The 23199-nt window shown below is 49.5% G+C and carries 17 protein-coding genes; 5 read left to right on the top strand and 12 right to left on the bottom strand.

Annotated features, from left to right (window positions below):
- Positions 1 to 26: 26 nt before the first annotated feature.
- The 3 genes from LZD49_RS06975 to LZD49_RS06965 form a co-directional block, all read right to left on the bottom strand.
- Positions 27 to 812, bottom strand: coding sequence for a LytTR family DNA-binding domain-containing protein (locus tag LZD49_RS06975; protein WP_234666597.1), 786 nt, complete (start codon positions 810 to 812; stop codon positions 27 to 29).
- Between the two features lie 4 nt (positions 813 to 816).
- The gene (locus tag LZD49_RS06970; protein ID WP_234666596.1) at positions 817 to 1926 is read right to left on the bottom strand and encodes a sensor histidine kinase; all 1110 of its coding nucleotides are present in this window, start codon (positions 1924 to 1926) and stop codon (positions 817 to 819) included.
- A 116-nt stretch (positions 1927 to 2042) separates the two neighbouring features.
- A complete protein-coding gene (locus tag LZD49_RS06965) occupies positions 2043 to 3095 on the bottom strand; it encodes a sensor histidine kinase (protein WP_234666595.1) in 1053 nt (350 codons plus the stop codon).
- A 114-nt stretch (positions 3096 to 3209) separates the two neighbouring features.
- Between LZD49_RS06965 and LZD49_RS06960 the strand changes: the two genes are divergently transcribed.
- Positions 3210 to 3710: an NUDIX domain-containing protein gene (locus LZD49_RS06960; RefSeq protein ID WP_234666594.1), complete on the top strand. Its 501-nt coding sequence runs from the start codon at positions 3210 to 3212 to the stop codon at positions 3708 to 3710.
- Positions 3711 to 3732: 22 nt separating this feature from the next.
- Here LZD49_RS06960 and LZD49_RS06955 read toward each other — a convergent pair whose 3' ends face one another.
- The 6 genes from LZD49_RS06955 to LZD49_RS06930 form a co-directional block, all read right to left on the bottom strand.
- The gene (locus LZD49_RS06955) at positions 3733 to 4461 is read right to left on the bottom strand and encodes a hypothetical protein (RefSeq protein ID WP_234666593.1); all 729 of its coding nucleotides are present in this window, start codon (positions 4459 to 4461) and stop codon (positions 3733 to 3735) included.
- A 104-nt stretch (positions 4462 to 4565) separates the two neighbouring features.
- Positions 4566 to 6536, bottom strand: a complete 1971-nt coding sequence (locus LZD49_RS06950; protein ID WP_234666592.1) for a glycoside hydrolase family 97 protein — start codon at positions 6534 to 6536, stop codon at positions 4566 to 4568.
- 70 nt (positions 6537 to 6606) lie between these two features.
- Positions 6607 to 8094 carry a RagB/SusD family nutrient uptake outer membrane protein gene (locus LZD49_RS06945; protein WP_234666591.1) on the bottom strand — a complete coding sequence of 496 codons (1488 nt, stop codon included), beginning with the start codon at positions 8092 to 8094 and terminating at the stop codon, positions 6607 to 6609.
- 18 nt (positions 8095 to 8112) lie between these two features.
- The gene (locus tag LZD49_RS06940) at positions 8113 to 11649 is read right to left on the bottom strand and encodes a TonB-dependent receptor (RefSeq protein WP_234666590.1); all 3537 of its coding nucleotides are present in this window, start codon (positions 11647 to 11649) and stop codon (positions 8113 to 8115) included.
- Positions 11650 to 11805: 156 nt separating this feature from the next.
- A complete protein-coding gene (locus tag LZD49_RS06935) occupies positions 11806 to 12897 on the bottom strand; it encodes a FecR family protein (RefSeq protein WP_234666589.1) in 1092 nt (363 codons plus the stop codon).
- On the bottom strand, positions 12894 to 13532 hold the full coding sequence (locus LZD49_RS06930; protein ID WP_234666588.1) for an RNA polymerase sigma factor: 639 nt from the start codon (positions 13530 to 13532) through the stop codon (positions 12894 to 12896). The genes LZD49_RS06935 and LZD49_RS06930 overlap by 4 nt, the downstream gene beginning before the upstream one ends.
- A 904-nt stretch (positions 13533 to 14436) precedes the next feature.
- On the opposite strand from LZD49_RS06930, the gene LZD49_RS06925 reads away from it, so the two are divergent.
- Positions 14437 to 14907 (top strand): hypothetical protein, encoded by a 471-nt coding sequence (locus LZD49_RS06925; protein WP_234666587.1) that lies wholly within the window; start codon positions 14437 to 14439, stop codon positions 14905 to 14907.
- A gap of 65 nt (positions 14908 to 14972) precedes the next feature.
- On the opposite strand, the gene LZD49_RS06920 is transcribed toward LZD49_RS06925, so the two are convergent.
- From LZD49_RS06920 to LZD49_RS06910, 3 genes are all read right to left on the bottom strand, one after another.
- Complete coding sequence (locus LZD49_RS06920) at positions 14973 to 15260, bottom strand: transcriptional repressor (protein ID WP_234666586.1); 288 nt, start codon at positions 15258 to 15260, stop codon at positions 14973 to 14975.
- A 25-nt stretch (positions 15261 to 15285) separates the two neighbouring features.
- The gene (locus LZD49_RS06915; RefSeq protein ID WP_234666585.1) at positions 15286 to 16002 is read right to left on the bottom strand and encodes a DUF4198 domain-containing protein; all 717 of its coding nucleotides are present in this window, start codon (positions 16000 to 16002) and stop codon (positions 15286 to 15288) included.
- Between the two features lie 200 nt (positions 16003 to 16202).
- Complete coding sequence (locus tag LZD49_RS06910) at positions 16203 to 18554, bottom strand: GAF domain-containing protein (RefSeq protein WP_234666584.1); 2352 nt, start codon at positions 18552 to 18554, stop codon at positions 16203 to 16205.
- Positions 18555 to 18812: 258 nt separating this feature from the next.
- On the opposite strand from LZD49_RS06910, the gene LZD49_RS06905 reads away from it, so the two are divergent.
- The 3 genes from LZD49_RS06905 (at position 18813) to LZD49_RS06895 (ending at position 23062) form a co-directional block, all read left to right on the top strand.
- Positions 18813 to 19640 carry an SDR family oxidoreductase gene (locus tag LZD49_RS06905; RefSeq protein ID WP_234666583.1) on the top strand — a complete coding sequence of 276 codons (828 nt, stop codon included), beginning with the start codon at positions 18813 to 18815 and terminating at the stop codon, positions 19638 to 19640.
- Between the two features lie 76 nt (positions 19641 to 19716).
- Positions 19717 to 20634 (top strand): AraC family transcriptional regulator, encoded by a 918-nt coding sequence (locus LZD49_RS06900; RefSeq protein ID WP_234666582.1) that lies wholly within the window; start codon positions 19717 to 19719, stop codon positions 20632 to 20634.
- A 124-nt stretch (positions 20635 to 20758) separates the two neighbouring features.
- Positions 20759 to 23062, top strand: a complete 2304-nt coding sequence (locus tag LZD49_RS06895; protein ID WP_234666581.1) for a penicillin-binding protein 1A — start codon at positions 20759 to 20761, stop codon at positions 23060 to 23062.
- The last annotated feature ends 137 nt before the right edge of the window (positions 23063 to 23199 follow it).

Genomic DNA, 23199 nt, shown 5'->3' with positions numbered 1-23199 from the left:
GGCAAATCAGGTATTGTGGAATCGTCTTATTTCCCCATCCATATTTTGAAATCACCCACTTTTTCCCGGCTTACGAGCGCTTCTTTGTTATGGGTCGGTCTCAATGTAAGCGCGAGGCGGTTGCCGAAATAAGGGTCGATCTTGTCGACAGAACGGTGCGTGACCATCATCCCGCGGTTGATCCTGAAAAAGCGTGAAGGATCCAGCGATTCGGCTAGCTCGTCGAGGGTGTAGTCGACCAGCATTTTCTGGTTGGAATCGGTCATGAAGAAGCTGTAACGGTCGTCAGTGAAAAAATAGGCAATTTCACCAACTTCGATCGAAAGCATCTTCTGGCCCTGCTTCACCAGAAAACGTTGACGGTATTCGACAGAAGACGCCTTTTTGAAATCTTCCAGCAACTTACGGATGCCCGCCAGTGAATGATCGGTCTCGGGCTGTACCCTCATTTTTTCATATTTGTGCAATGCACGTTGAAGATCGTCGCGATGTACCGGTTTGAGCAGGTAATCGATGCTGTTGTGTCTGAAAGCCTGCAAAGCATATTCATCGTAGGAGGTTGTGAAGATGATCGCGCTGGAAACCTCGATACGGTTGAAAATTTCGAAGCTTTGGCCGTCGGACAGCTCGATATCCAGAAAAATCAGGTCCGGATCGGCGTGGCCGGCCCCGCGGTTTTCGAGTACCCATTCCACAGTCTGTTCGATGCTGTCAGTGACGCCTGCAATATCCAGCGACGGTGCGACTTCACCGATCATTTTTTTAAGTCGGCGGACCGACAAATCTTCATCTTCAACGATAAGCGCATTCATGTTTTCAGGAAATCAATGGAAGTGTTACGGTAAAAAACTCGTGATTACTTTCGATTATCGGCTGGGAAAGACCGGGCCGGTATTCGGTCAGCAGTTTATATTTAGTAATAATATTCGTCAAGCCAACGTGCGTAGATTCGATGTTCTCGGCACCAGCGGTCAGGTTTTTCTTCTGCAAATTGTTTCTAACCATTAATTGGCCATCCACTGTACTCAATATAAAAATGGTGAGAGGCCTGCTGGCACGGATCACATTATGTTTTACGGCGTTTTCCACCAGCAATTGCAATGTCAGCGGTGGAATGCGTGCGTCCAGAAAACTTTCTTCTACATGAATATAGAGTTTCATCCCATCGCCATACCGGGTTTTGAGCAAATGCCCGTAGGATTCGATGAACGACAGCTCTTTTTTTAAAGTAGTCAATTGGCCCAAATCCCCCTGATCGATCGACGAATGATTGGTTTGCAAAAGATATCTGTACACCCGCGCCATTTCATCTACAAACTGTTCAGCTTTTTCGGGGTCTTCGCCAATTAACGCCGATAGGGAATTAAGGGTATTGAATAGAAAATGCGGGCTGATCTGCGCTTTGAGGCTTTCCAGCTGTCCGTTGACATTCTCTTTCATCAACCGCTCCGTGTTGATCTCATGCTGCCGCCAGCGCGTGAGGGCACCGAACGTTTCCAACAAGCCTACCGCCAATATCATCGTCGCCAGATTTATGACGTAAATCACAATTAGAGTATGCACTGTCAGCGTGGACCCGAACAGTTTCTGATCGATGTAAAGCCAGGCTACAAGCAATACAAATGCTCCTGAAACCACCGCATGGGCGCAAATCGAGAGGGCAACCCGCACGAGCGTTTGATGGACGTCGCTGTAAGAACTGGCAATGTAACGGGCCACCCGCACCTGCACCCAAAAAGCCGACGCCAGAATCGCCGCATTCAAAAGTGTGGCTCCTGCGAAAGATGAGAGGCTACCCAACAATGGTTTCCCAATGGTGATATAGTTAAAAAACAGCAGAAATACGACCATGCCGAACACGTATTCCCAGCGGTCACCCAGCGGGAGTTTTTCCGGAAGATTTTCAAACAATGCTCTTTTTTTCATGGTCAGGCAGCCGACAGGTCAGTCAAGGCCTTACGACAAGTTCAAAAATAGGGTAATGTTTGAAAAAGCAATCGGATGACTTGCACCAACTGTATTTTTATCGGCATGAATTGTCATTACCCCGGAACTGGTGCCGTTACTACGTCCGGAAGCAGCGGTATGGTTACTGAAAATGTGTCGTCGCCCTCGCGAATCTCTAATTTCCGTGCAGTGAATGTCAACAGTTTGGTTGAAAGGCCGGTTAAGCCAGCACCGCTGGTACCGATTGTACGATGGCGCATCTGAATGTTGTTGGTAATCAGGATGCTGCGATCGTCAGTCAGGCTGATTGCTATCGTGAGCGGTCGGCTCGCCGAGAGGACATTGTACTGAACAGCGTGATCGACCAATATCTGCAACATGAGCGGCGGGATCGTCAGATCCGGAGGGCAGCGGTCGGGTAGGAGCACCACCAGCGCATCGTGATATCTCACTTTCAATAACCTTATATACACTTCAAGAAATGAAAGCTCGGATTGGAGTGGTACCAGCTCGACCCTGGCACCTTGCAGCATGTAGCGGTAAATGCGTGCGAGGTCTTCCACAAAATCCTCCGCCTGCGCGGGATTAGCACTGATCAGCGACGAAAGTGTATTAAGGCTATTGAACAGAAAGTGGGGGTTCACCTGTCCTTTCAGCGCATCGAACTCCACTTCGGCCGACTGCCTTGCCGATTTCTCATCGTCGGCCTGGTCGTTTTTCCATTGTTGCAACGCATAGAACAGCCCGAGCAATGCACAGATGAAGGCGGCACAAATCAGTCCCATCAAACCCATCGGCCATATCTTCGCTCCGCTTAATGTAAGATCCAGGGACGGTACGAGGGTGTAGATCCAGCTATTGAAAATCGCCAGGAACACCGTCACAATGCCCAGTTTCCAAAACATTCTCAGCATTTGTTGCTGGATTTGCCCCTGGGCCGAACTGCCTGCTGTGCGCCGAATGACGATCGTCAGAGCGACAACCGAAAACCAGTAAAGTAAAAGTGCCACCGAAGAGGCTGTCAGGAATGTGGGCAAATGCATGAAGTATCGTTCGCCCAGCAAATAGTAGTTGCCCAGCGCAAAGCAGACTGGCATCATCGCTAGATGATACCACCACTCGTATTTGGAAAAGAACGCGGGCTTCATAACGGCAGTTGCTGGAATGGGACAAACAGTCGACAAAATTAAAAGAAAACCCAAAGCGGTTGCTAATGCCCGCCGTACCTGCTATTTTCCGGTATACATCATAGATAGGTAACCATGGCAGGGCGCAGTGCGGGAATTTTGTTGTTTCGAAGAAAAATGGGGCTCGAAGTGCTGCTGGTGCATCCGGGCGGACCTTTTTTTGCCAGAAAAGACCTTGGCGCATGGTCCATACCGAAAGGAGAGTATGACGACCCGGAAGATGCGCTGGCCGCCGCGCGCCGCGAGTTTGCGGAAGAAACGGGAATGGCCATCGATGGGGATTTTCTGCCGTTAGCCGCTATTAAACAAAAGGGAGGCAAGGAAGTGAAAGCTTGGGCAGTAGAAGGCGATATTGACGCGGAACAGATCGTCAGCAATGTTTTCGAGATCGAGTGGCCTCCCCGTTCCGGCAAAATGCGGAGCTTTCCCGAAGTCGACCGTGCCGAATGGTTCGACATCCCAACTGCCCGCACCAAAATCAATGAACGACAAAGCGCGTTCCTCGACGAGCTGGAAAAACGAAAATTGGTCGAAGTCCCCGCGGTATTTTCGACATCACCCAAGCCAGGGAGGTGAAAGCATCCGCCGCGTGTTGAAACTACCCCGCTTGCCCCAGAAAGAAAAATAAGCCGACCACCGCGCTTGAAAAAATCACCCATCCCCAGAATATTCTTGCGGAAGGCATGTCTCCATGCGCCAGTATGCGTACGCCCAACGGGAGTAATGCAATGCAAAGACAGCCCGTAGCAATCACCGACATAATGGTCCCGCCTTTCAATACCCCGATCATCAGAGCCGACATCATTGCCAGCGCCACCACCTGAAATGGCTTCAATATGCCCGAAATCCAGGCGCCGACCGCTAATACTGCCCAGCCGAAAAGAATAGCACCCGACAGTGTCGAAACAATGTGAAAGGCGCCATACGATTGTGCCACTACCTCGGTAGCTTTTGGCAAGCTGAGGATGTTCACCAGTTGAAATGCGAGGTGATTGACCCCTGAATGGAACGTCCGTGCGAACAGCCCAAACAACACCAGACTACCGCCCCAGACAGCCCAAACCGGCTTCTCGCGCCCAATGAGATTGGCCAAAGTAACAATGGCAGGCCAAAGCAGCATGTTTCCGGCTAGAAACAGACTGTAAGCCGTAAACATAAGTCTGGGATGGGTTTGATAAGCATGCAGCTGTTCGGGAAAGAAGAAATCAAACCGGAGTTTCAGGATTTCCCCAGCCAAAAGCAAAACGGGCGCCAGCACGAGTGATATACCACCCAACCAGCGCCCGGGGAATGGAAAAGGGCCGAAATCATTTTCAAAAGTTTTCATAGCTAATAGTTTATACAAAGCTATGTAATGTTAGGTACTATGCATTGCATACTACATGATAGGTGATTTTTTTGGGTGAATGGTTCAAGCTGTGTTAACACCATCTACTTCCTCAATCTCACTAAATAACCACCGCCTGGTGCCATGCGTATTTTTAAACTGTCCCGTGAAGTTAATGTGGCTTCGGAAAGCCGGTAGTCGGCCGGGTACTTGTCCGCATTCACGCCATCTTCGCAAATAGTGGCCTTAAAATTACCAGGCGGCAAGAAATCGAGGGGGATACTGAGGTCTCTGGCGGTGGAATCGTTCATGGCGCCGATGTACCAATCAGTACCTTTTTTTCGTGCGGTAACAATGTAGTTGCCAAGACGTGCGTCGAGGATACGGGTCGTATCCCAGACGGTCGGGATGCTGCCGAGGAGTTCCATGAATGCCGGCTCATTTCGTCCCTGCGATGGGTTACCGGCAAAAAACTGGATCGGGCTCTCGTAAACCACAAACATGGCCAGTTGCTGTGTGCGGGTCGTTAGCGACATTACGTTTTCGGGCATCGGATGGAAGCCTTTTGGGGTGGCATTATTGAGCATACCGGGCTCATAGTCCAGCGGGCCGCCGAGCATCCGGATAAAAGGCAGCAGCACATTGTGCCCCGGCGTAGCTTTGGCGCTCCACATATTGTATTCCGAACCAAGCACTGCCTCGCGTGCCACTGCGTGTGGGAACGTACGATTGAAGCCGGCGGGTTTGAATGCGCCGTGAAACATCAGCATGATCTTGTGCCGCGCGCAGGCTTCCGCGATTTTGTAAAAAAATTGTACAGCTTTCTGGTCGTCGCGATTGATGAAATCCGTCATGATAAAATCCACGCCCCATTGGCTGAATTGTTGCAGGGCCGGTTCCAATTGCTTGTCGAGCGTAAGGGCGAGCGTCCACATGCTGACACCGACGCCTTTGCTTTTGGCATAAGCAACAATTTCCTCCATGTCGATATCCGGATTGATCTTGAACAGGTCATTATTGTCGCTCCAACCGGCATCCATCATAATGCGCTCGAAACCAAATTGTTTGGCGAAATCAATATAGTATTTGTAAGTGGCCGTATTGATCCCGCTTTTGAATGGCACGTTGAAAATATTGGAAGTGATGATCCATTCGTCGGTAGCCTTGCCCGGTTTCACCCACGACACATCCGGCACGCGCGACGGGCTAGCCAGCCTGTAAACCAGATCATTGCCAGGCAGGTCTTTATCTTCGGGAGCGATCAGCAAAACCCGCCACGGAAATGCCCGTGTGCCTTTGGTCTGCGCCAGAAAGTCGGCGCGTTTGGAAACATAGCGCGTCGAATAAAGCTCTTTGGTTTCCGTTTCCTCGGCGGGGTAGGGCGCAAAATGGCCAAATAAGGCCGTTTCCGCATTGCCCGACAAGAACATGCCGGGGTAATCTTCAAGATCCGATTCGGTGATGCCAATTTTCGGAGAATTATCCGGAGCGATGAGGATGGGCGAAAAGAACAGGCTTTTGGCATGAATGCTTTCCAGCGGTTTTATAGTGTAAGGTTCCTCAAAACTCGTATGGTAAATATCCATGTTCGATGGCGGGACAACCTCAGGAAAATATACAGGGTGGTTGGCCGGGAAACGGAATGCAGCCGTTTCCAAGCGGACTTTGATCTCGCCAGGAAAGGACGTGGCAATGCGATAGGCTACGCCATCGTCGTAAACGCGGAAAATCACCGAGAAAGCGTTGCGCAGCGTGACTTTAAGTTCTTTGTAACGGTCGGGGATCTGAATACGTTTCTCAGGAACGGGCGAAATGATCGTTTCATTGACCGTTCTTCTGGTGAATTGTAGTTTAGATAAACCGTCGGACAGCTTTTTGCCATCCGACAGTTCCATATCTATTTCAGAGGGAGAAACCAAAAGTTGGTTTTTACAATAAACACTGTACCTCAACTGGTCCTGAACATTTACTATCAGCCGGATGGAGCCATTTGGTGAAGCAATTTCACGTGTGGCCTGCGCATGCAAAGAATTCTGTGTAAAAAAGAAAAGGCTTAGGAATAGCAGTTTTTTCATAGTGATTATAACTTATCCCGTACGATTTGCAATGTACGGGATAAACCGATGATCGAAAGGGTTTTCTGAATTAATAACCGGGATTTTGTGCTGGAACGCCGCCGGTTCCGAGCGCAATGTTCCGGTCGATTTCCGATTGCGGGATCGGCAGCAACTCATGTCGGTTGGCCTGGAAATAGGTGATCGGGTCGCTGCCAGCCAGCGCTAGTTTTCCCGAAGCACGCCAGCGCAGAATGTCGCGGTTGCGGACCTGTTCGCCCGCGAGTTCCACTTTCCGTTCGTGGATAATGGCTTTCATGACGTCGTCTTTGGTTTTGCAGGGAAAAGCGGTGTTGGGAAACTGGGCCAGTTTGGCGGTTTTCAGATCGGGCCGGTTGCGAATGTCGTTCAGGCGCGAAATGGCGTTGGCCAGGCTACCTGTTTCATTTTCGCATTCGGCGAGCATAAGCAGCACTTCGGCGTAGCGGATCATCCGGCGGTTGATGGCGCTCGCCACATTGCCCGGCGTTGCGTTTTTGTAGCTCAGCGTATATTTCTTCCACGATTCCTGCGTCATTTCACCACCGGCCCAGATATCTCCGGTTTCATAATACGCCGCTTTTTTGCGCACGTCACTGGCTTCGAAATCCTTTTTCAGATCCGGTGCGGGCAACACGACGCCGTTCCCCGTGTTCATATCGTACTGGCGCGTGCCGTTGGTCGATTCTCGGTAGAGACCCTGCGCGTAATCATCGCCCTCGTCCTCAGCAGCAGAGGGGTTAGGGGAGAAAATGCATTCAAAAATGGACTCTTTGTTGAACTCGCTTTCCTCGCGGAAGTTGTCATTACTATCGTCGACCAGCGAATAAAGTCCCGAGCTCCGTACTTTTTCAAGATAAGTTTTGGCATTGGCAAAATCACCGATCTGCATGTAAATACGCCCTAGCAGTGCATTGGCAGCGCCTTTGGTTGCCCGGCCGTTGTCTCTTGCGTCATAAGTCGCGGGTAACATCTCGGCCGCTTCTTTCAAATCGTTAATAGCGGCCTCATAAACAGCCTGTTGGGTCGAACGCGGTACGAAGCCATTGAAATCGCTTACCGGCTTTGTGATCAGCGGCACGCCGCCCCAGAGGCTGGCCAACTCGAAATAGGAAAATGCGCGGAGGAATTTTGCCTCTGCCACCACGCGGTTTTTCAACGCCTCATTGTCGGTGACCGTGTTGTTGATCACCACATTGGCGCGATGGATCACAATGTAGAAGCCTTTCCAGACACGTTCCACGTAGGAGTTGTTCACGCCCAGCGTGCCGCGCAGGATTTCGCCCCGGTCATCTGCAAGCGTGGTGCCCACAAAATCGTCGGAACGGAGATCGTGCAGCCATATGTAACAATTGCCGACCAGGTAGCTGCCATTCAAGGTAGTGTAGGCTGCGTTGACGCCCTTTTCCAGCTCGGCGGCGGTTTTGAAATAATTTTCGGATGTGACCGCATTCGGGTTCACTTTGTCGAGTTGGCTTTCGCAGCCTCCCAGCAACGTCAATGCGGTAATGAGTGCGGGTAAAAGTTTATATCTTTTCATAAATTCCTGAATATCAATTTAAAAACCTAATTGTAAACCGAGCGTAAAAGAACGTGCGGCAGGATATTGTCCGTAGTCGATGCCGTTGGTAAGGTTACCGGCCCCGCGGTTGCTCCCGATTTTCATCCCGATTTCGGGGTCGTATCCGAGGTCGTATTTGGTAAAAGTCAGCAGGTTTTGGGACGAGAGGTAAATGCGGAATTTGGAGAATGCGCCATTGGTTTTCTTTGCCAGCAAATCGGCCGGAAGCTCATAGCCAATGCTGATGTTTTTAAGCCGTAAATAGGAAGCGTCCTGCAACCATCGTTGCGACACGCGCGAATTGTCGTTCGGGTCACTCCATTTGATGCGCGGGTTGGTCGTACTCGGGTTTTCGGTCGTCCAGGCATTTTCGAATGCATCCAGACTGCCGCCCAAGGGCCAGCGGAACGCACCTGCATAGACGCCGATACCGCTGTAAATTTCACCGCCCTGCACACCCTGAAAGAGAATGGAAATGTCGAAATGCTTGTAGTTGGCGGTCAGATTGAGACCATAGGTGAAATCGGGCAGGAAGGAGCCGATCACTTTGCGGTCTTTGTCGTCGACCACACCGTCGCCGTTCAGGTCGCGGAAACGGACGTCGCCGGGGGCTGTGGCCTGGCTTTGATAATATGCGCCGTCTGAACCTGTTTTGGCGCGCGCGGCAGCATTATCGGCGTCCACTTCGGCTTGTGTCTGATAAATTTTGTCAAAATCCCAACCATAGAACGATTGTATCGATTCCCCGGCCACTGTGCGGGTAACAGGCACGCCCCAGCTTGAAAAGTAGTTACCATCGCCGCCGTAAATCACACCACTTGGCGAATCCAGGCGGAGCACTTTGTTACGGACCACACTGATATTGCCACTGATGCCCCAGTTGAAACTTTTCTTGCCCGGAGAGCGATAGCCCAATGCGACCTCCCAACCCTTGTTTTCCATTTTTCCAATGTTCACATCCGTAAATTGCACATAGCCAAACGACGGCGGAGTAGGGGCTTTCAGGATTAGGTTATCGGTAATGCGGTTGAAATACTCGGCCGTAAAGGATACGGAATTATTGAAAAGGGAAGCATCCAGACCGATGTTAAGCTGGTCGGTTTTCTCCCATTTCAGGTTCTGGTTAGCCAGTTTATTGTAGAACGAGGCATTGACCGCGTTTTCATTATTAAATGGATAAGACGAATTATAAACCAGCGATTGCCACGGATAATTGCTCAGGGAAGTTGGGTTCAGTCCGGTCACGCCGTAACTCGCCCGTATTTTCATGTCCGACACGAACGACAGTTTTTGCATAAACGACTCCTGTCCGATATTCCAGCCTACCGAAGCCGCCGGAAAATTGGCAAACTTGTTGCCCGGTGCCCAAACCGACGAGCCGTCGCGACGGATGCTCGCATTCAGAATATATTTCCCCTTGTAAGCATATCCCACACGCGCGACGTACGAGAGCAGCAGGTTTTCTTCCAACGCATTCAATGCGCTCACATTGGTAGCACCATTCAATGTCTTGATATCCGGGTTTGACTGTTTGCCCGACATCATTTCCGTACGGATTTTACCATTCTGACCTTCAAAAACGAGAATAGCATTCAAATGGTGATCGGTGCCAAAGGTTTTGTCGGCCGTCAGTTGTTCCGAAAACAATAGGGAGGAGTAGGTGTTCCGGTTGCTGGAAATAGTCGACAACCCATCATTGAGCTTAAATACGTTATTACCGTCGTTGACCGTATAGCTGTTATCAGCGCCGTTTTCGAGCGAATTGGCGTAATCGATTCCAAATGTGCTCCGAAATTTCAACCAACTGAGCAGCTTCACGTCGAGGAATGCGCTGCCGAGGATTTTGGTGGTATTTCTTCTAAAAACGATGTTTTCTATATCAGCGATCAGGTTGGGAAAAGGATGACCGTCGATGGCGTCGCCGCCTGCCTTGATCCACGCATTATTGGTCGGGTCCTTCAAAGGCAAATGCGGCAATGCGAATTGAAGCAATGATAGCGGTGTGCCCTGGTCGCCGGTTTGTCCGTCGGAGTTATTGTAAAGTTGAGAGGTATAGGCTACCAGCAGGTTTTGTCCGAATGTGAAACGCTTGCCAAGATCGTGGCTGGAATTGACGCGAAAGTTGTACCGATCGAAACCCACGCCTTTCACAATGCCTTCCTGACGCATATAGCCAGCTGAGCTGTAAAATGTCGATTTGTCGCTTCCGCCGGAGATGGACACGTTGTTGCCGGTCATAAAACCCTTTTTGAAATACAAGTCCTGCCAGTCGGTGTTAGTCTGGGCGTAGGTTTGCGGCGCGCCGGGGTAGGGATACTTGTTCATTTCTGCGGGGGTATATCTGCTGGGTCGTGCACCTGCATTCTCCTGGTTGGCACCGGAAAACATGGCATCCATAAACCGCGAGCGTTGTTCGGTATTCATCGGGTCCAGCTTCCGCCAGGCCGATTCGATCCCGGCGTAGGAATCCAGATTGACGGTCATCTTTTTATTTCTCTGGCCTTTTTTGGTGGTCAGAAGGATGACCCCGTTGGTTGCACGCGAACCATAAATAGCTGCGGCGCTGGCATCTTTGAGGATTTCCACCGATTCGACGTCGCGGTTGTCGAAACTGGAAAGATTGGTGGTCGGGAAACCGTCGATCACGTACAACGGGTCTGTGGAGAAGCTTACCGAGCTCACGCCGCGAATGCGGATATTCGGTGCCGTTCCCGGTGAACTCACATTGGTAACGGTTAGTCCCGGCACCCGGCCCTGCAATGCCTGCCCCACTTCCGCCACGGGCAGTTCGGTGAGCTCCTTGGCCGATACTTTTGATATGGCGCTGGTCAATTCCCGCTTGATTTGCGTACCATAACCCACTACTACTACTTCGTCCAGGGCCTTCAGATTCGGCATCAGTTGGATATTCAGTTGCGTCTGATTGCCCAATGCGACTTCCTGGCTCAGGTAACCGACATAGGAAAACACGATCGTAGCAGCATTATCGGGAATGGTAAATGAAAACTGACCGTCGGCATTGGTGGTTGTTCCCTGCACTGTGCCTTTGACGACCAAGCTCACACCGGGCAGGCCCTCGCCGCTCTCGCTCTTCACCGACCCAGTAATGGTGCGGTCTATCGATGCTGCCTGCGGGGCGTTCGCAGGCGGCGTGGCCTCGCCCGTGGGGCTGGGCTGCTGGCTGAGGATGATCTGGTTGCCGATCACGCGGTAGTTGATACGCATCGGTTTCAGCACCGTTTCGAGTACTTCGCGTACGGGCTGGTTCTGGATGCTCACCGATGCACGTCGGTCGGCCTGGATCACCTTGGGACTATACGTGAAGCGGATCTCGGTGAGGCCTTCGATGCGGTTCAGGATGTTTTTCAGCGACGCGTCGTCGGCCCGGAGCGAAATGCGCTTGTCGAGCAGCTCCTGCGCCGGCGTTTCCAAGGCCCATGCCATTTGGAGGCCTATCAGTGCGATGAGCAGCGGCATAACGGTTATTCTCATGACTGTGAGCAGCAGGTCACGCTTTTTAAAGGGTTTTTCCATACATTTGATTTGCCTTCCAAGGCAGTTTTTGAACGATTTACAGAAAGATTGGGCAAAAACGGTCCCTACATCCGGTGGGCGGATGCTTACAGGGTAGAGGGACTTCCGGGCCAGTAGTGCCGCGAACACTGCTGGCCTTTTTATTCAAGTACTTATTTATTTACATCCTTTGCCATCGATGACCACCTGGCCGTCTGTGACTTTATAATGCGCCTGGATCGTTTCACAAACAATAGCGAGTTTGTCGTAAAGTGAACCCGCATTAAGCGAACCGGTCATATTGCATTCTTTCAGGTTCTCGGCATCGTAAATCATTTTAACACCATATGCCTCTTCCAATGCATTCAGCACGGCAGGAATAGGCGTTTCCGAAAAATCCAGCCGATTTTTGTGGCTCAGCCGGTCGATTACCGCTGGTTGCTCCACCAAGGTCTTTACAAACTTTTCCTCCTTCTTTACAAACACCGCCTGCTGGTTAGGCGTCAGGATAACCTCCTCGGAAAGCATTGGATCGGTCTTCGCGCCGGATTCCCGTTTGAACACCGTTACTTTCCCCGTTCGCACGCCCACCGAAACGTTCGCGTCGGCATCGTAGGCCTTAATGCGGAAGCTTGTGCCCAGCACTTTGGTTACGACCTTCCCGGAATAGACGATAAATGGTCGCTCAGTATCACGCTTTACGTCAAAGAATGCGGCTCCTGTGAGGTACACTTCCCGCGTTGTTTTCCCAAAATGTCGCCCGATACGCAACGAGCTGTGGCCTTCCAGCGTCACCCGGCTGCTATCGGGCAATGTTATTATGCGGGTAGTTGCACCATTATTCAGCTGTGTCTCGTCTGTTGAAGCTGGCTGTGGCTTTGAATGCTCCGCAAGGTGCTCCGTTCCCTCACCACGATTCATGAACATCCAATACCCGAAAACCATTAGTATAAGTACCGAAGCCGCCACAGGCCACCACCCGATCCGGCTGCGGGCAGCCCGACTGCCCGCAGTCCGTCCGTCCACTTCGGTGCTCTTCAGCGCCCGGGCAATTGCCTCGTCGATTTCGGCGTCATGGATCTCTATGCCTGGAATGCGTAAGGCAATCACCATCGATTTCGCTTTTTCGAGTATTTCATATTGATCGGGATGCGTTTGTTGCCAGGTTTCCCAAAAACGGTCTTCCGGTGGTAACTCGCTTAGTGCCCATTTCCGGAAATAAGGGTCCTGGACAAAATCCTCTGTTTGGTATGTTTGGTAAGTTTTCATGCTTGGAAAATGGAGGAAATGGCCGTTATCAACGACAGGAACCAGTTTTTACGCAGCATCCTGAGTGCTTCATACACCAGGTTAACCGCCGAATGATAATGTATCGACATCACACGGGCGATGTCTTCGTACTCCATTTCCTGAAAAAACCGCAGATAAATAGCCTCCCGCTGCCGCTTCGAAAGTTTTTCCAGATTGGCCTGCAGGCGTTTCAATTCCTCGTGCTGTACTTCGTGATTCACCAGGTACGATTCGATCGCGAATTGCACTTCCAGGTCGTAGTCATCGGTCAGTTCCTCGGCTTCGCGGAACCAGCGGAGCCGTTTGGTTTCCCGGAACAGCCGGTGGCGTAGAGAACTGAGCAAATAGGGTTTCAATTTTTGGACACCTTCCAGCTTCTCGCGTTTGTTCCAGAGATCGATGAAGAGATCGTGCAGGCAATCCTTGACGAACTCCCTGTCACGCTGAAACTGCATCCCGTAGCTGAGCAGCAACGGGTAATAAGTTTGCATAATCTCAGCAAATGCCTGCCTGTCGCCCGATTGGAAAGCCTCGCGTACCGCATGCTCCTGTTCCTGGGCGCGCTGGAAAGCGGACGTTTCGTGGTCGGTATATGTTGAATTGGCCAACGGCATGTAGAAATCGTTTTTATCTAATTATAGCTGGGATAGTTCCTATTTTGAATGCATTCTAATCACTAGAGTCGGAAAGGATGCCGATGTCCTGAAAATTTTCAGAAAAAATTTTCAGGCTGAGTACCTGGTTTGGCTTCGCCGTAGGAAAAGTTTAGCGGGGCTAAAATTGCTGGTACGGCATATGTCTGTCGTAGTCGCAATGACTACCAGTAACTGGACGGGCGCTAGTCCCAACCGCGGACTGAAAATGAATGCTGAAAAATTGCTTTCGTTTAGTAACTATTTACAGGTTGATTGAGAGCCAGTTTTCGATAATCCGCAGAAAATGCATCTGTAAATGGGTGAAAGGATTTTAATATAAACTTAAATTTTAGATGGAAATGTGTCCGACAAACTACTTCTACGTAATTATTTTTTAAATTGGATGTCTATTTTTTTTCGGCTAATATAAATTTCCAAAAATAGTTTTCCGCACAAAGAGCTGGCTTGGACGCTTAGATGAGTAGTTACCGAATGTTGAGGAAGTAACTGATCTATTATTTTTGTAACCGTTTGGGACAAATTCGTTCTCAATTCATATTTTCGAAAAGCAAGAGGAAAGCGGGCAAGGGGTTATCTGGAAATCTGATGCGAAAAGCATGGGGATGATTTATACAGCTCCCGTGAATTGCAAATCGAATGTAATTGGGTGCATGCTAATTTCGGGACTGACGAATATTTATTTAAATTGAATTTACGATCCGAACAGTGAATAACGCTTAATAAAAACACCACCTGTGGTTAAACAGACCAATTAATTTTCATGACATTTGCGCTCGATTTATTACAAAAAAATATTTTAATAAAATGTTAACTTGATTACTTTTGCGAAAGTAATAATCCACCAGCAACCCATATTTTATTTATGAAAGCACGAGCAATTAAATTCTTTTCACCCGAGGATAATCTTACAGTAACGAAAAAACCTCAGGAGAAATCGAAGCCTACCGGGTATGTTTCTTCCTCCGGCAAGATTGTCCTTCCTCCTAAAACATTGGAAGAATTAGGTATCGAACCTGAAACCGCTCACTTCAAAATTGGAACACAACAGGGAAAAAGGTCTTTGAAGTATCTTTATCTCATTCCAAGCCCAGAAGAAAACGGAACATTCGCATTGACCAGAAGTGGCCGCGGATATTCGATCCCCCTGGAACTGATCCTTCGTAAAGGTGGTGTGGATTTTGAAAATACGAAGTTCGTTTTTGAGATTACGCTTTTCAATTATGAAGAAGGTGTCGTGGGATTCGAACTCGCATTGGGAACCGAAGATCCCAAGCCGGCGTATACCGGGAAGCCACGTGGCCGCAAACCCAAGAATGCGGTGGTCGCTGAATAAATACTCAAAAAGGGTCCGTTCAACACGGACCCTTTTTGTTAAGTTCTGGTAAACAGGAACCTGAATTAACTCTCCAGCGTGTGTCTGACAGGTTCGGGAATACCAAAAAGGTTTTTCCGGCTGTCGGTAGCGAAACGCCTTTCCGCAAAACCCGCGCTCACCAGCCAATTGAGAGATTCGTAGACAGTTGCGGGACTGATCTTGATGCCGCGACTGCGCATGTCGCGCCATAACGTATCACCGTCGGTATATTCATTGGCCACAAGTAATTGATCCGCAACGATGACCCGTTTTTCGGCCAACCTTATTTTATGACGGCTGCAATAGGCACTGATTTGTTCGTACAGGGACATGCGAAAGAATGCGCTTTGTGATATTTTATTTACCTACTTCAACGAGCGTCGTTGCACTGCGCCAGAAAGCCTTGTATTCTTTACCATTGTGTGTGCCGGAATCTTTCCAGCTTTTGGATACTTCGATAAAGTAGATTCCCGGCCAGAGTGGTACAAATTCCGCTAAGCCTTTTTCATCCGTGCTGATTTGCTTGCTCCATCCCGACGGCGCAGCAATTGTCACGTATAATTTTTCACTGCCATTGTTTTTGAAAAGACCACGCAAATCGAGCGGACTATTCACTTTGTGGGCTTTTAAGGGATCGGCAAAAATATGGAGTTCGTTGGTGTTCGCAGCGGAACTGTTTCCGGCATCGGCCTTGCCGACAGATACCAATGCGCTGGCATTGAACTGGTAAACAGTTGTACCTCCCAATTCTTTGGCCGTGTGACCTACCGATAAGGTGTATACGCCCTGTTGGTCGGGAGTGAACTCGGCGGCAAAGTGATCGTCGGCTGCGATGGTCGCCAGTTTGGTGCGTTTATGGTCGGGCGCTACAAGCCAAAGTTCGAAATCCTTCACATCGGAATACCATTCACCCAGCTCTTCGGGCTTGTCCCCCGGTTCAGCGTAAATGATTTTGACGGCTTGTTTCTGACCCGCTTTACCTTTCGATGCAGTTTGGATCCAAAGCGCGTGAGCGAATAGCTGCGCCGAGCAGCAAAGAAGGAAAGCGATAATGATAAGTTGTTTTTTAAACATTATTTGAGAAGAATGAGTAGTAAAAAGCGAAGGGAATTGATCTTCCACTTCGCATGTGGACGTGCAAATATAGTTTATTTATAATAAGTCCAAATAGTATTTAATTTAAAAATAAAACAGGATAGCCTTATGTAATCAGTTTACACAAGTCTGTCCTGTTTTGAATGAAGCTTTTGAATTGAAATAAAGAAACCGGATTGCTATTCGGCTTCCTGATAATTAATGGCCAGCCGCAAAGCGCGCAGTCCGCTCAGGCCCTGCAAATCTTCCAGTTCGAGCTCTTCGGTAACCGGATCCAATGCGTTGGTTTCCTGTAAATAATGAATAAAAGGAAGGTAATCTTCAATATCGCGGTGATGCAGGTAAATAAGGGCGATCTTGTCGGGTTGGGTAAGGCGCTCTTCGGAATGTTTGATACGCACCTTGTCGATCCGTTTTTTGATCATTTGATAGCGGATATTGTAAGCGCCTTCCACATCAAATTTCCGTTCGTCGGCCCGGAAGCTGATGTCGATCATGTGGTTGTGCACAAATATTAGTTGCGTAGTATGCAGTTCTTTCGGCATTTCGGCCAGAAGTCTGCGCGTAAGCCGCGCCACTTCGATCATCGACGACAATTGCCAGAGCCGCAGGTTCTTAAGATGGAAGTGACTGAATGGCTTGTCGGGCGCGATGGACTGACCGATGTAAATGTCGTATTCGATGCCATCCGTCCTGAACTTCTCGAAATAACATGGGTAGGATTCCTGTAATGTCTCTTTTTCGTCCTCAAAATAATGGTTAACAGCCGAATTGATCAGTTCCATTGAGCGGTCGAGCTCCTGCCGGTTCCGGTGCACTTCACCCTGGCCGGCATGCGTAAAGCCCAGGTATTCGTCGATCAGCAAAGTGGTACGCGGATCTTGCTGCGACAAATGCATGAGGTAATTTCTGGCTTCCTCATTCAAAAACGTATTGAGATTATTCTCCGAAGTGCTGTTCAGCTCACCCTGCTTAACCGTCTGCAACCATTTGGAGCAATGAAAACGCAATTCCCGCATGAGCGACGAGCGGTCGAAAGGCGTCAATGCATTCAGCAGTTCATCCAGCATATCCAGGTAATGGCCGAGATCGGCGCGGATGGCCGTATTCCGTTCGCTGGTAGAATTGCGGATATCGATGGCGCCGTATAGCGGGAACACATCGTAGAAGGCAATATTTTCGCTAACCTCCGGCAAGCCTTTTTTCCGGCGGTGCAGATAATGCCAGGCGGCCTCGTTGAACTTCCATTGTACGGCGGGTTGTATGGAGGTGAATTTCTCCTTGATGATGCTTTCCAGTTCCATGTTGAACTCTTCAATATAAGTGTTCAACAACTGGGCTATCGGTGTGAAAGCCATTTCGATCCATGCCAGCTTCTTTTCGTCGAACCGCTCATCTTCCCAGGTGTGCATACAAAGCACACCTACGAGTTTTTGTTCCACAAAAAGAGGCACCAGAGCGAGCGAACGCACATTCAGGTTACGGAAAGGCGTGAGCCAGCTGATTTGTTTTTCGTCCTCACCCTGGATATCGGGTGAAAAAAACGAGTTGGGTTTGGCCGCATAGCCTTCGGCCTGGCGGCGGAATTCTTCGGGCGTAAGCCGGTTCTCACCCCAAATCTGAAAAAGTACACCTGTGCCGGCCTGGCCGTAGCCGTATACCGCCTGCCCGTTCACACGCACGAAAGGGAAAAGATCAAATTCGATGCGGTTGTTTTGCACCAATGTTTTCAGCGACTGGATAATACGGTGATACCGCGCCGGACTGTCGCCCGGAATACGGTTGAACTGTACCTTCTTAATAGTTTCTACGGCCATTCTGGCCGTTACATCCGTAACGGTAATCACCGCGAAGCCTCTAAACCGGAACATTTCGAGCGGTAATACCTTCTGCAACTGTAAATGCCCGTCCTCTTCGCTGAAATGCGCATAGATTTCTACGAAGTTGAGCTCCGGCAATTCCGTTTTAGCACTCACCTCTACGAATTCGGGATTGACCAGCACTTCATAGTAGCGGAGCAGCCCGGTATTTATATCAGTCCAGGTGTGATATTGCTGTATTTTAACCGGAACCTGAAAATTATAAAGCCGTTGCAAGATCAACGTGTAAATCAAATGCAGGCGGTCGCGCTGATAATCATCGGGTTTTTTCTGCAATTCGAACTGCGCATCTAGCGGCTTTGTATTCAGCATTTCGAAGAGCAGGTCGGTACCATAAAAAATAAATGGGTACAAAGGAAAGCTCAATCCCCACGCCAACTTGTGCTCGGATGCCAGTGGGGCCGACAGCGTGCCATAAACGTATTCGAAAAATTCGCTGTATTGTTTTGCTTCCTCGAGCGGTATGTCGCCTTCCGGAAGCTGATTTTCCCGGAAATAGTTTAGGATATTTTTATAGAACCCGGATTTGAGGGTCTTTTCTTCTACGATACGTTGTTCCAGGAAACGGACATACGGCATTAATGATAGGGCCGTGTCGAGATCCACGGGTAAGGCCCGCATTCCTGTGACGTCGAGTACTTCGTTTTTCATGGTGCTTTGCTGGCAATGGAAGCATAAATATACGACAGCATTTTGTCCCGAGTGGCCTTTTTCGATTTCCGTCCGCATTCCGACGAGGCAGGTGAGCGGACTGACCGACGAATGCGGCTGGTAACAGTTCCCGGCAACTCCGGAATCGCGTTTAACGGCTTACGTAAAAGTGTATCTCATTTACGGATTTTTGTATAAGATGCAGGCAGCGGCGACCCGGTAAATTTGTAGCATCAAAACACAAAAACGATTTCAATCATGTCAAAAACTATTTTTATTACCGGCGCTTCCAAGGGATTTGGCCGTATATGGACTGAGGCTTTTTTGAAAAGAGGAGATAAAGTAGCCGCCTCGGCGCGCAACATCGAAACGCTGCAAGAACTGGCAGCGCAATATCCTGATACCCTTTTACCCATCAAACTGGACGTGAACGACCGCGCTGCAAGTTTCGCCGCTGTGGAACAGGCCGCCAAACATTTCGGCAGAGTGGACGTCGTGATCAACAACGCTGGCTATGGCTTGTTCGGCACGATCGAGGAGACCAGTGAAAAAGAGGCGCGCGATCAGATCGAGACCAATGTTTTCGGTTTGCTATGGATTACCCAGGCAGCTATCCCGGTCATGCGGGCACAAGGCGGAGGCCATATCCTTCAAGTTTCGAGCGTGCTCGGCGTGGCAACATTGCCGGTGTTGGGTCTTTACAATGCTTCCAAATGGGCCGTTGAAGGGCTTAGCGAGACGTTGGCTTCGGAAGTAAAAGATTTCGGTATCAAAGTGACGCTTATTGAACCAAACGGCTTCTCGACCGACTGGGCAGGCGCTTCTGCTACCCGTAGCGAACCGATCGCATTGTACGACGGCATCAAGGAAGCGCTCTACGCTGGCCTGACCCCCGACACCATCGGTAATCCGGAAGCTACTTCCGACGCGATCCTGAAAGTGGTAGACCAAGAAAATCCGCCATTGCGAATTTTCCTCGGCAAAGTAGGGTTACCTTGGTTGAGTCAGGTTTACGCCGACCGCCTTGCGACCTGGGAAGAATGGAAAGAAGTAGCTGATGCCGCACATGGTCATGTTACTGCGTGATTGACAGTTTAATAGTGATTGATTAAATTGACAGATCTGCACCCGTTATGGGTGCAGATTTTAACCGTTTCAAACTATGGAACATTATAAAAGTATCAGCGAGCTGCACCGATCCAGCAATTTAAAGTCGCCCGAACACCCCCTGATCAGCATGTTTACGTGCAACGAACTGAGAAGTTGCACCATAGGCCGCCGTGAGTTCACGACGGATTTTTATATGATCGCATTCAAAAAAATCAAGTCCGGGCATGTGTTGTACGGGCGGACGAAGTATGATCTTGAGAATGGCTCCATGTTGTTTTCGAAACCGCGGCAAGTGGTCGAGATCAATAATATCGAATTGGAGGAAAGTGGGTTTATCATTTATATCCATGAAGATTTCCTGAATGGACACCCGCTGCATTCAGAAATCCGAAAATACGGCTATTTCGATTATGAGGCTAACGAGGCGTTACATTTGTCGGAGCGGGAGGAACAGATTATCTGGGATCTTTTCAACCGTATTCAAACGGAGTATTTTAATAATACAGATGAATATAGCCGCGACATCATGCTGACGCACCTGGATTCGATGCTGAAATATTCGCAACGTTTTTATAAACGCCAGTTTATCAACCGCACCCAGCTTTCAGGTACCACAGTGTCGCGTTTTAATGAAAGTCTGGCCCAGTATTTCGAGAATGGGAAATTCCAGGAAATAGGGTTGCCATCTGTGAAATTAATGGCCGACATGCTCAACACTTCGCCCCGTTATTTAAGTGATTTACTCAAACAGGAAACCGGCAAGACTGCCATGGACCTGATCCACATTTTCCTGGTTTCCGAGGCGAAAAATTTACTTTTGAGCACCGACAAAACTGTGTCTGAAACGGCCTATCTGCTGGGTTTCGAAAATCCGCCCTATTTTTCGCGTTTATTCAAAAAGGAAACAGGCATCAGTCCCAATGAATATAAAAAGCGCACCGAATATGTCGGCCAGCCGGGGACTGCTTAACTTTAATTTACTTAAATATTTCATCAAAACCATAGCAAATAGCGCCTCAGCAACGTTCTAATAGCTGATTTGTGAATCAAATTCGTTTATTTGGTCAGTTTATTAGACGTTACTCTTGAATTACATGATTGAATTGAAACCCGGGAAATACCGGCGTCGCATCCTTTTTTTATGGCGTGCATTCGGCATTGGGCTCGCCTTGCTGATCTTTTACATCGCCGCCGTTAACTATAATTTCTTCCGGCTCTTCGGCGGCATGCCGGACCTGAAAGCACTCGAAAACCCTAAAAGTGAGGTGGCTTCCGAACTGATTTCGCAGGACGGCAAGTCGATGGGTAAATACCTGATCGAAAACCGTTCGCCGGTGGAGATTTCGGACATTTCGCCTAATCTGATCAATGCATTGGTGGCTACCGAAGATACCCGCTTCATCAGCCATTCGGGTATCGATCCACGAAGCCTTTTGCGCGTGGCCAAGGGGATTCTCACCGGCAATTCGAGTTCGGGTGGCGGCAGTACACTTACGCAGCAGGTAGCGAAAAACCTGTTCAATACGCGATCTGAGGAGTTTGAAGGTACATTAAGCAAAATTCCCGGCGTACGAATCGTGATCGCGAAAACCAAGGAGTGGATACTTTCGATTATCCTCGAAAGAAAATATACCAAACAGGAGATTATGCAGATGTACCTGAACACGGTGTCGTTCGGGAACAATGCATTTGGTATAAAAGTCGCCGCGAAAACGTATTTCAACAAGGATGTTTCGGAGCTGGATATCCCGCAATCTGCGCTTTTGGTGGGAATGCTTCAAAACCCAACCATTTACAATCCGGTGAGGTTCCCCCAGAATGCGATCAACCGCCGCAATACCGTGCTCGCGCAAATGCGGAAGTACGACGATATTACGGAAGATGACTTTAACCAACTGAAAGAGAGACCGCTCGATTTGGAGTTTGCGATGGAAACGCACGCCAACGGCCCGGCGCCCTACTTTTGGGAGTCGATGCGGGGGTATCTCAAAGCCTGGGTGAAGATGTATAATGAGGAAAACGGGACCGATCTGAACCTCTACACCAGCGGCCTGCGCATTTACACGACCATCGACTCACGCATGCAATCCTACATGGAGGACGCGCTTACCCGTCACATGAAGGACCAGCAAAAGACATTCAGCGAGCACTGGAAAGGTCGTAACCCTTGGGTGGCCGAAAACGGGAAAGAAATCCCGGGTTTTATCAACACAGCCGTGCGGCGGTTGCCGTATTTTAACATACTTAAAAACAAGCTGGGCGAGGAGGAGGCATGGAAAGTCATGAACAAGCCTTACAAAATGAAGGTGTTCTCATGGGACGGCGAAAAGGAAGTGACCATGAGCCCGATCGATTCCATTAAATATTATAAGCGCTTCCTGCGTGCAGGCATGATGGCCATGGACCCACGCAACGGGCACGTGAAAGCTTGGGTAGGAGGGATTAATTTTAAATATTTCCAATACGACCACGTCAAGCAGGGCAAGCGGCAGCCGGGATCCACGTTCAAGCCGTTCGTTTACACGGCAGGTCTGGACAAAAATTTCATTACGCCTTGTGAGAAAATCATGGATTCACCGGTTACATTCCAGGCCGGGATCGACGATGTAGAGGAAGACTATACCCCCAAAAATTCCAATGGCGTCTATTCCGAACAACCACTTTCGCTCCGTCAGGCGTTGGGGAAATCGGTCAACTCCGTGACAGCCAGCATTATGAAGATGGTAAAAGCCAATACCGTGGTAGATTATGCGCACAAGCTGGGCATCACCAGTGAGCTGCCCGCCACGCCGGCCCTGTGCCTGGGAACGGGCGATGTCTCTATTTATGAAATGGTGTCGGCCTATTCCTCGTTCGCCAATGGCGGGTACAAGGTTTTGCCGATGACGATCTTGCGTATCGAGGACCGTCATGGCAGGTTGCTAGCTGAATTCCATGAGCAACAGAGCCAGGAACTCAGCGAAACGATGGCCTACAACATGTTGTACCTGATGCGGGGCGCTGTCGAAGATCCAGGTGGTACGGCAGGTCGCTTACGGCAATATGGCGTGACCGATGGCAATGAGATCGCCGCTAAAACCGGGACTTCACAAAACCATTCCGACGGTTGGTTTATGGGCATGACGCATAATCTGGTGGCCGGTGTTTGGGTAGGGGGTGAAGATCGGAGCATCCACTATCGCTCGCTTGCGCTTGGGCAGGGCGGTCGCGTGGCGATGCCAGCTTGGGGTGCTTTCATGCAAAAGGTGTATAACGATCAGACGCTCATTCAATACCGGAAGGGACCTTTTCCCCGACCAGAAGGCTATACAGGCGAGTGCGCCGCCGACTCGTCCACCGTTTCCGAGGAGGTTTATACGCCACCGACGAAATCGGACGATGAAGGGGTACTTTTCTAAATGCAAAAATGCGGGCTGGTAACGGCCCGCATTTTTTCTTATTCCGGTTTGATATTCTGATTGACGCAAAGCAAGTTACCGGGATCGTATTTCCCAGTTGTTTTCGGTGAGTTTGCTGGTACTGGCTTTGGTATAGA

It is taken from the genome of Dyadobacter sp. CY261 (assembly GCF_021440085.1).
Classification (GTDB): domain Bacteria; phylum Bacteroidota; class Bacteroidia; order Cytophagales; family Spirosomataceae; genus Dyadobacter.
The sequence above is the reverse complement of the archived record's forward strand: the minus strand, read 5'-3'. Positions and strand labels throughout refer to the sequence as shown.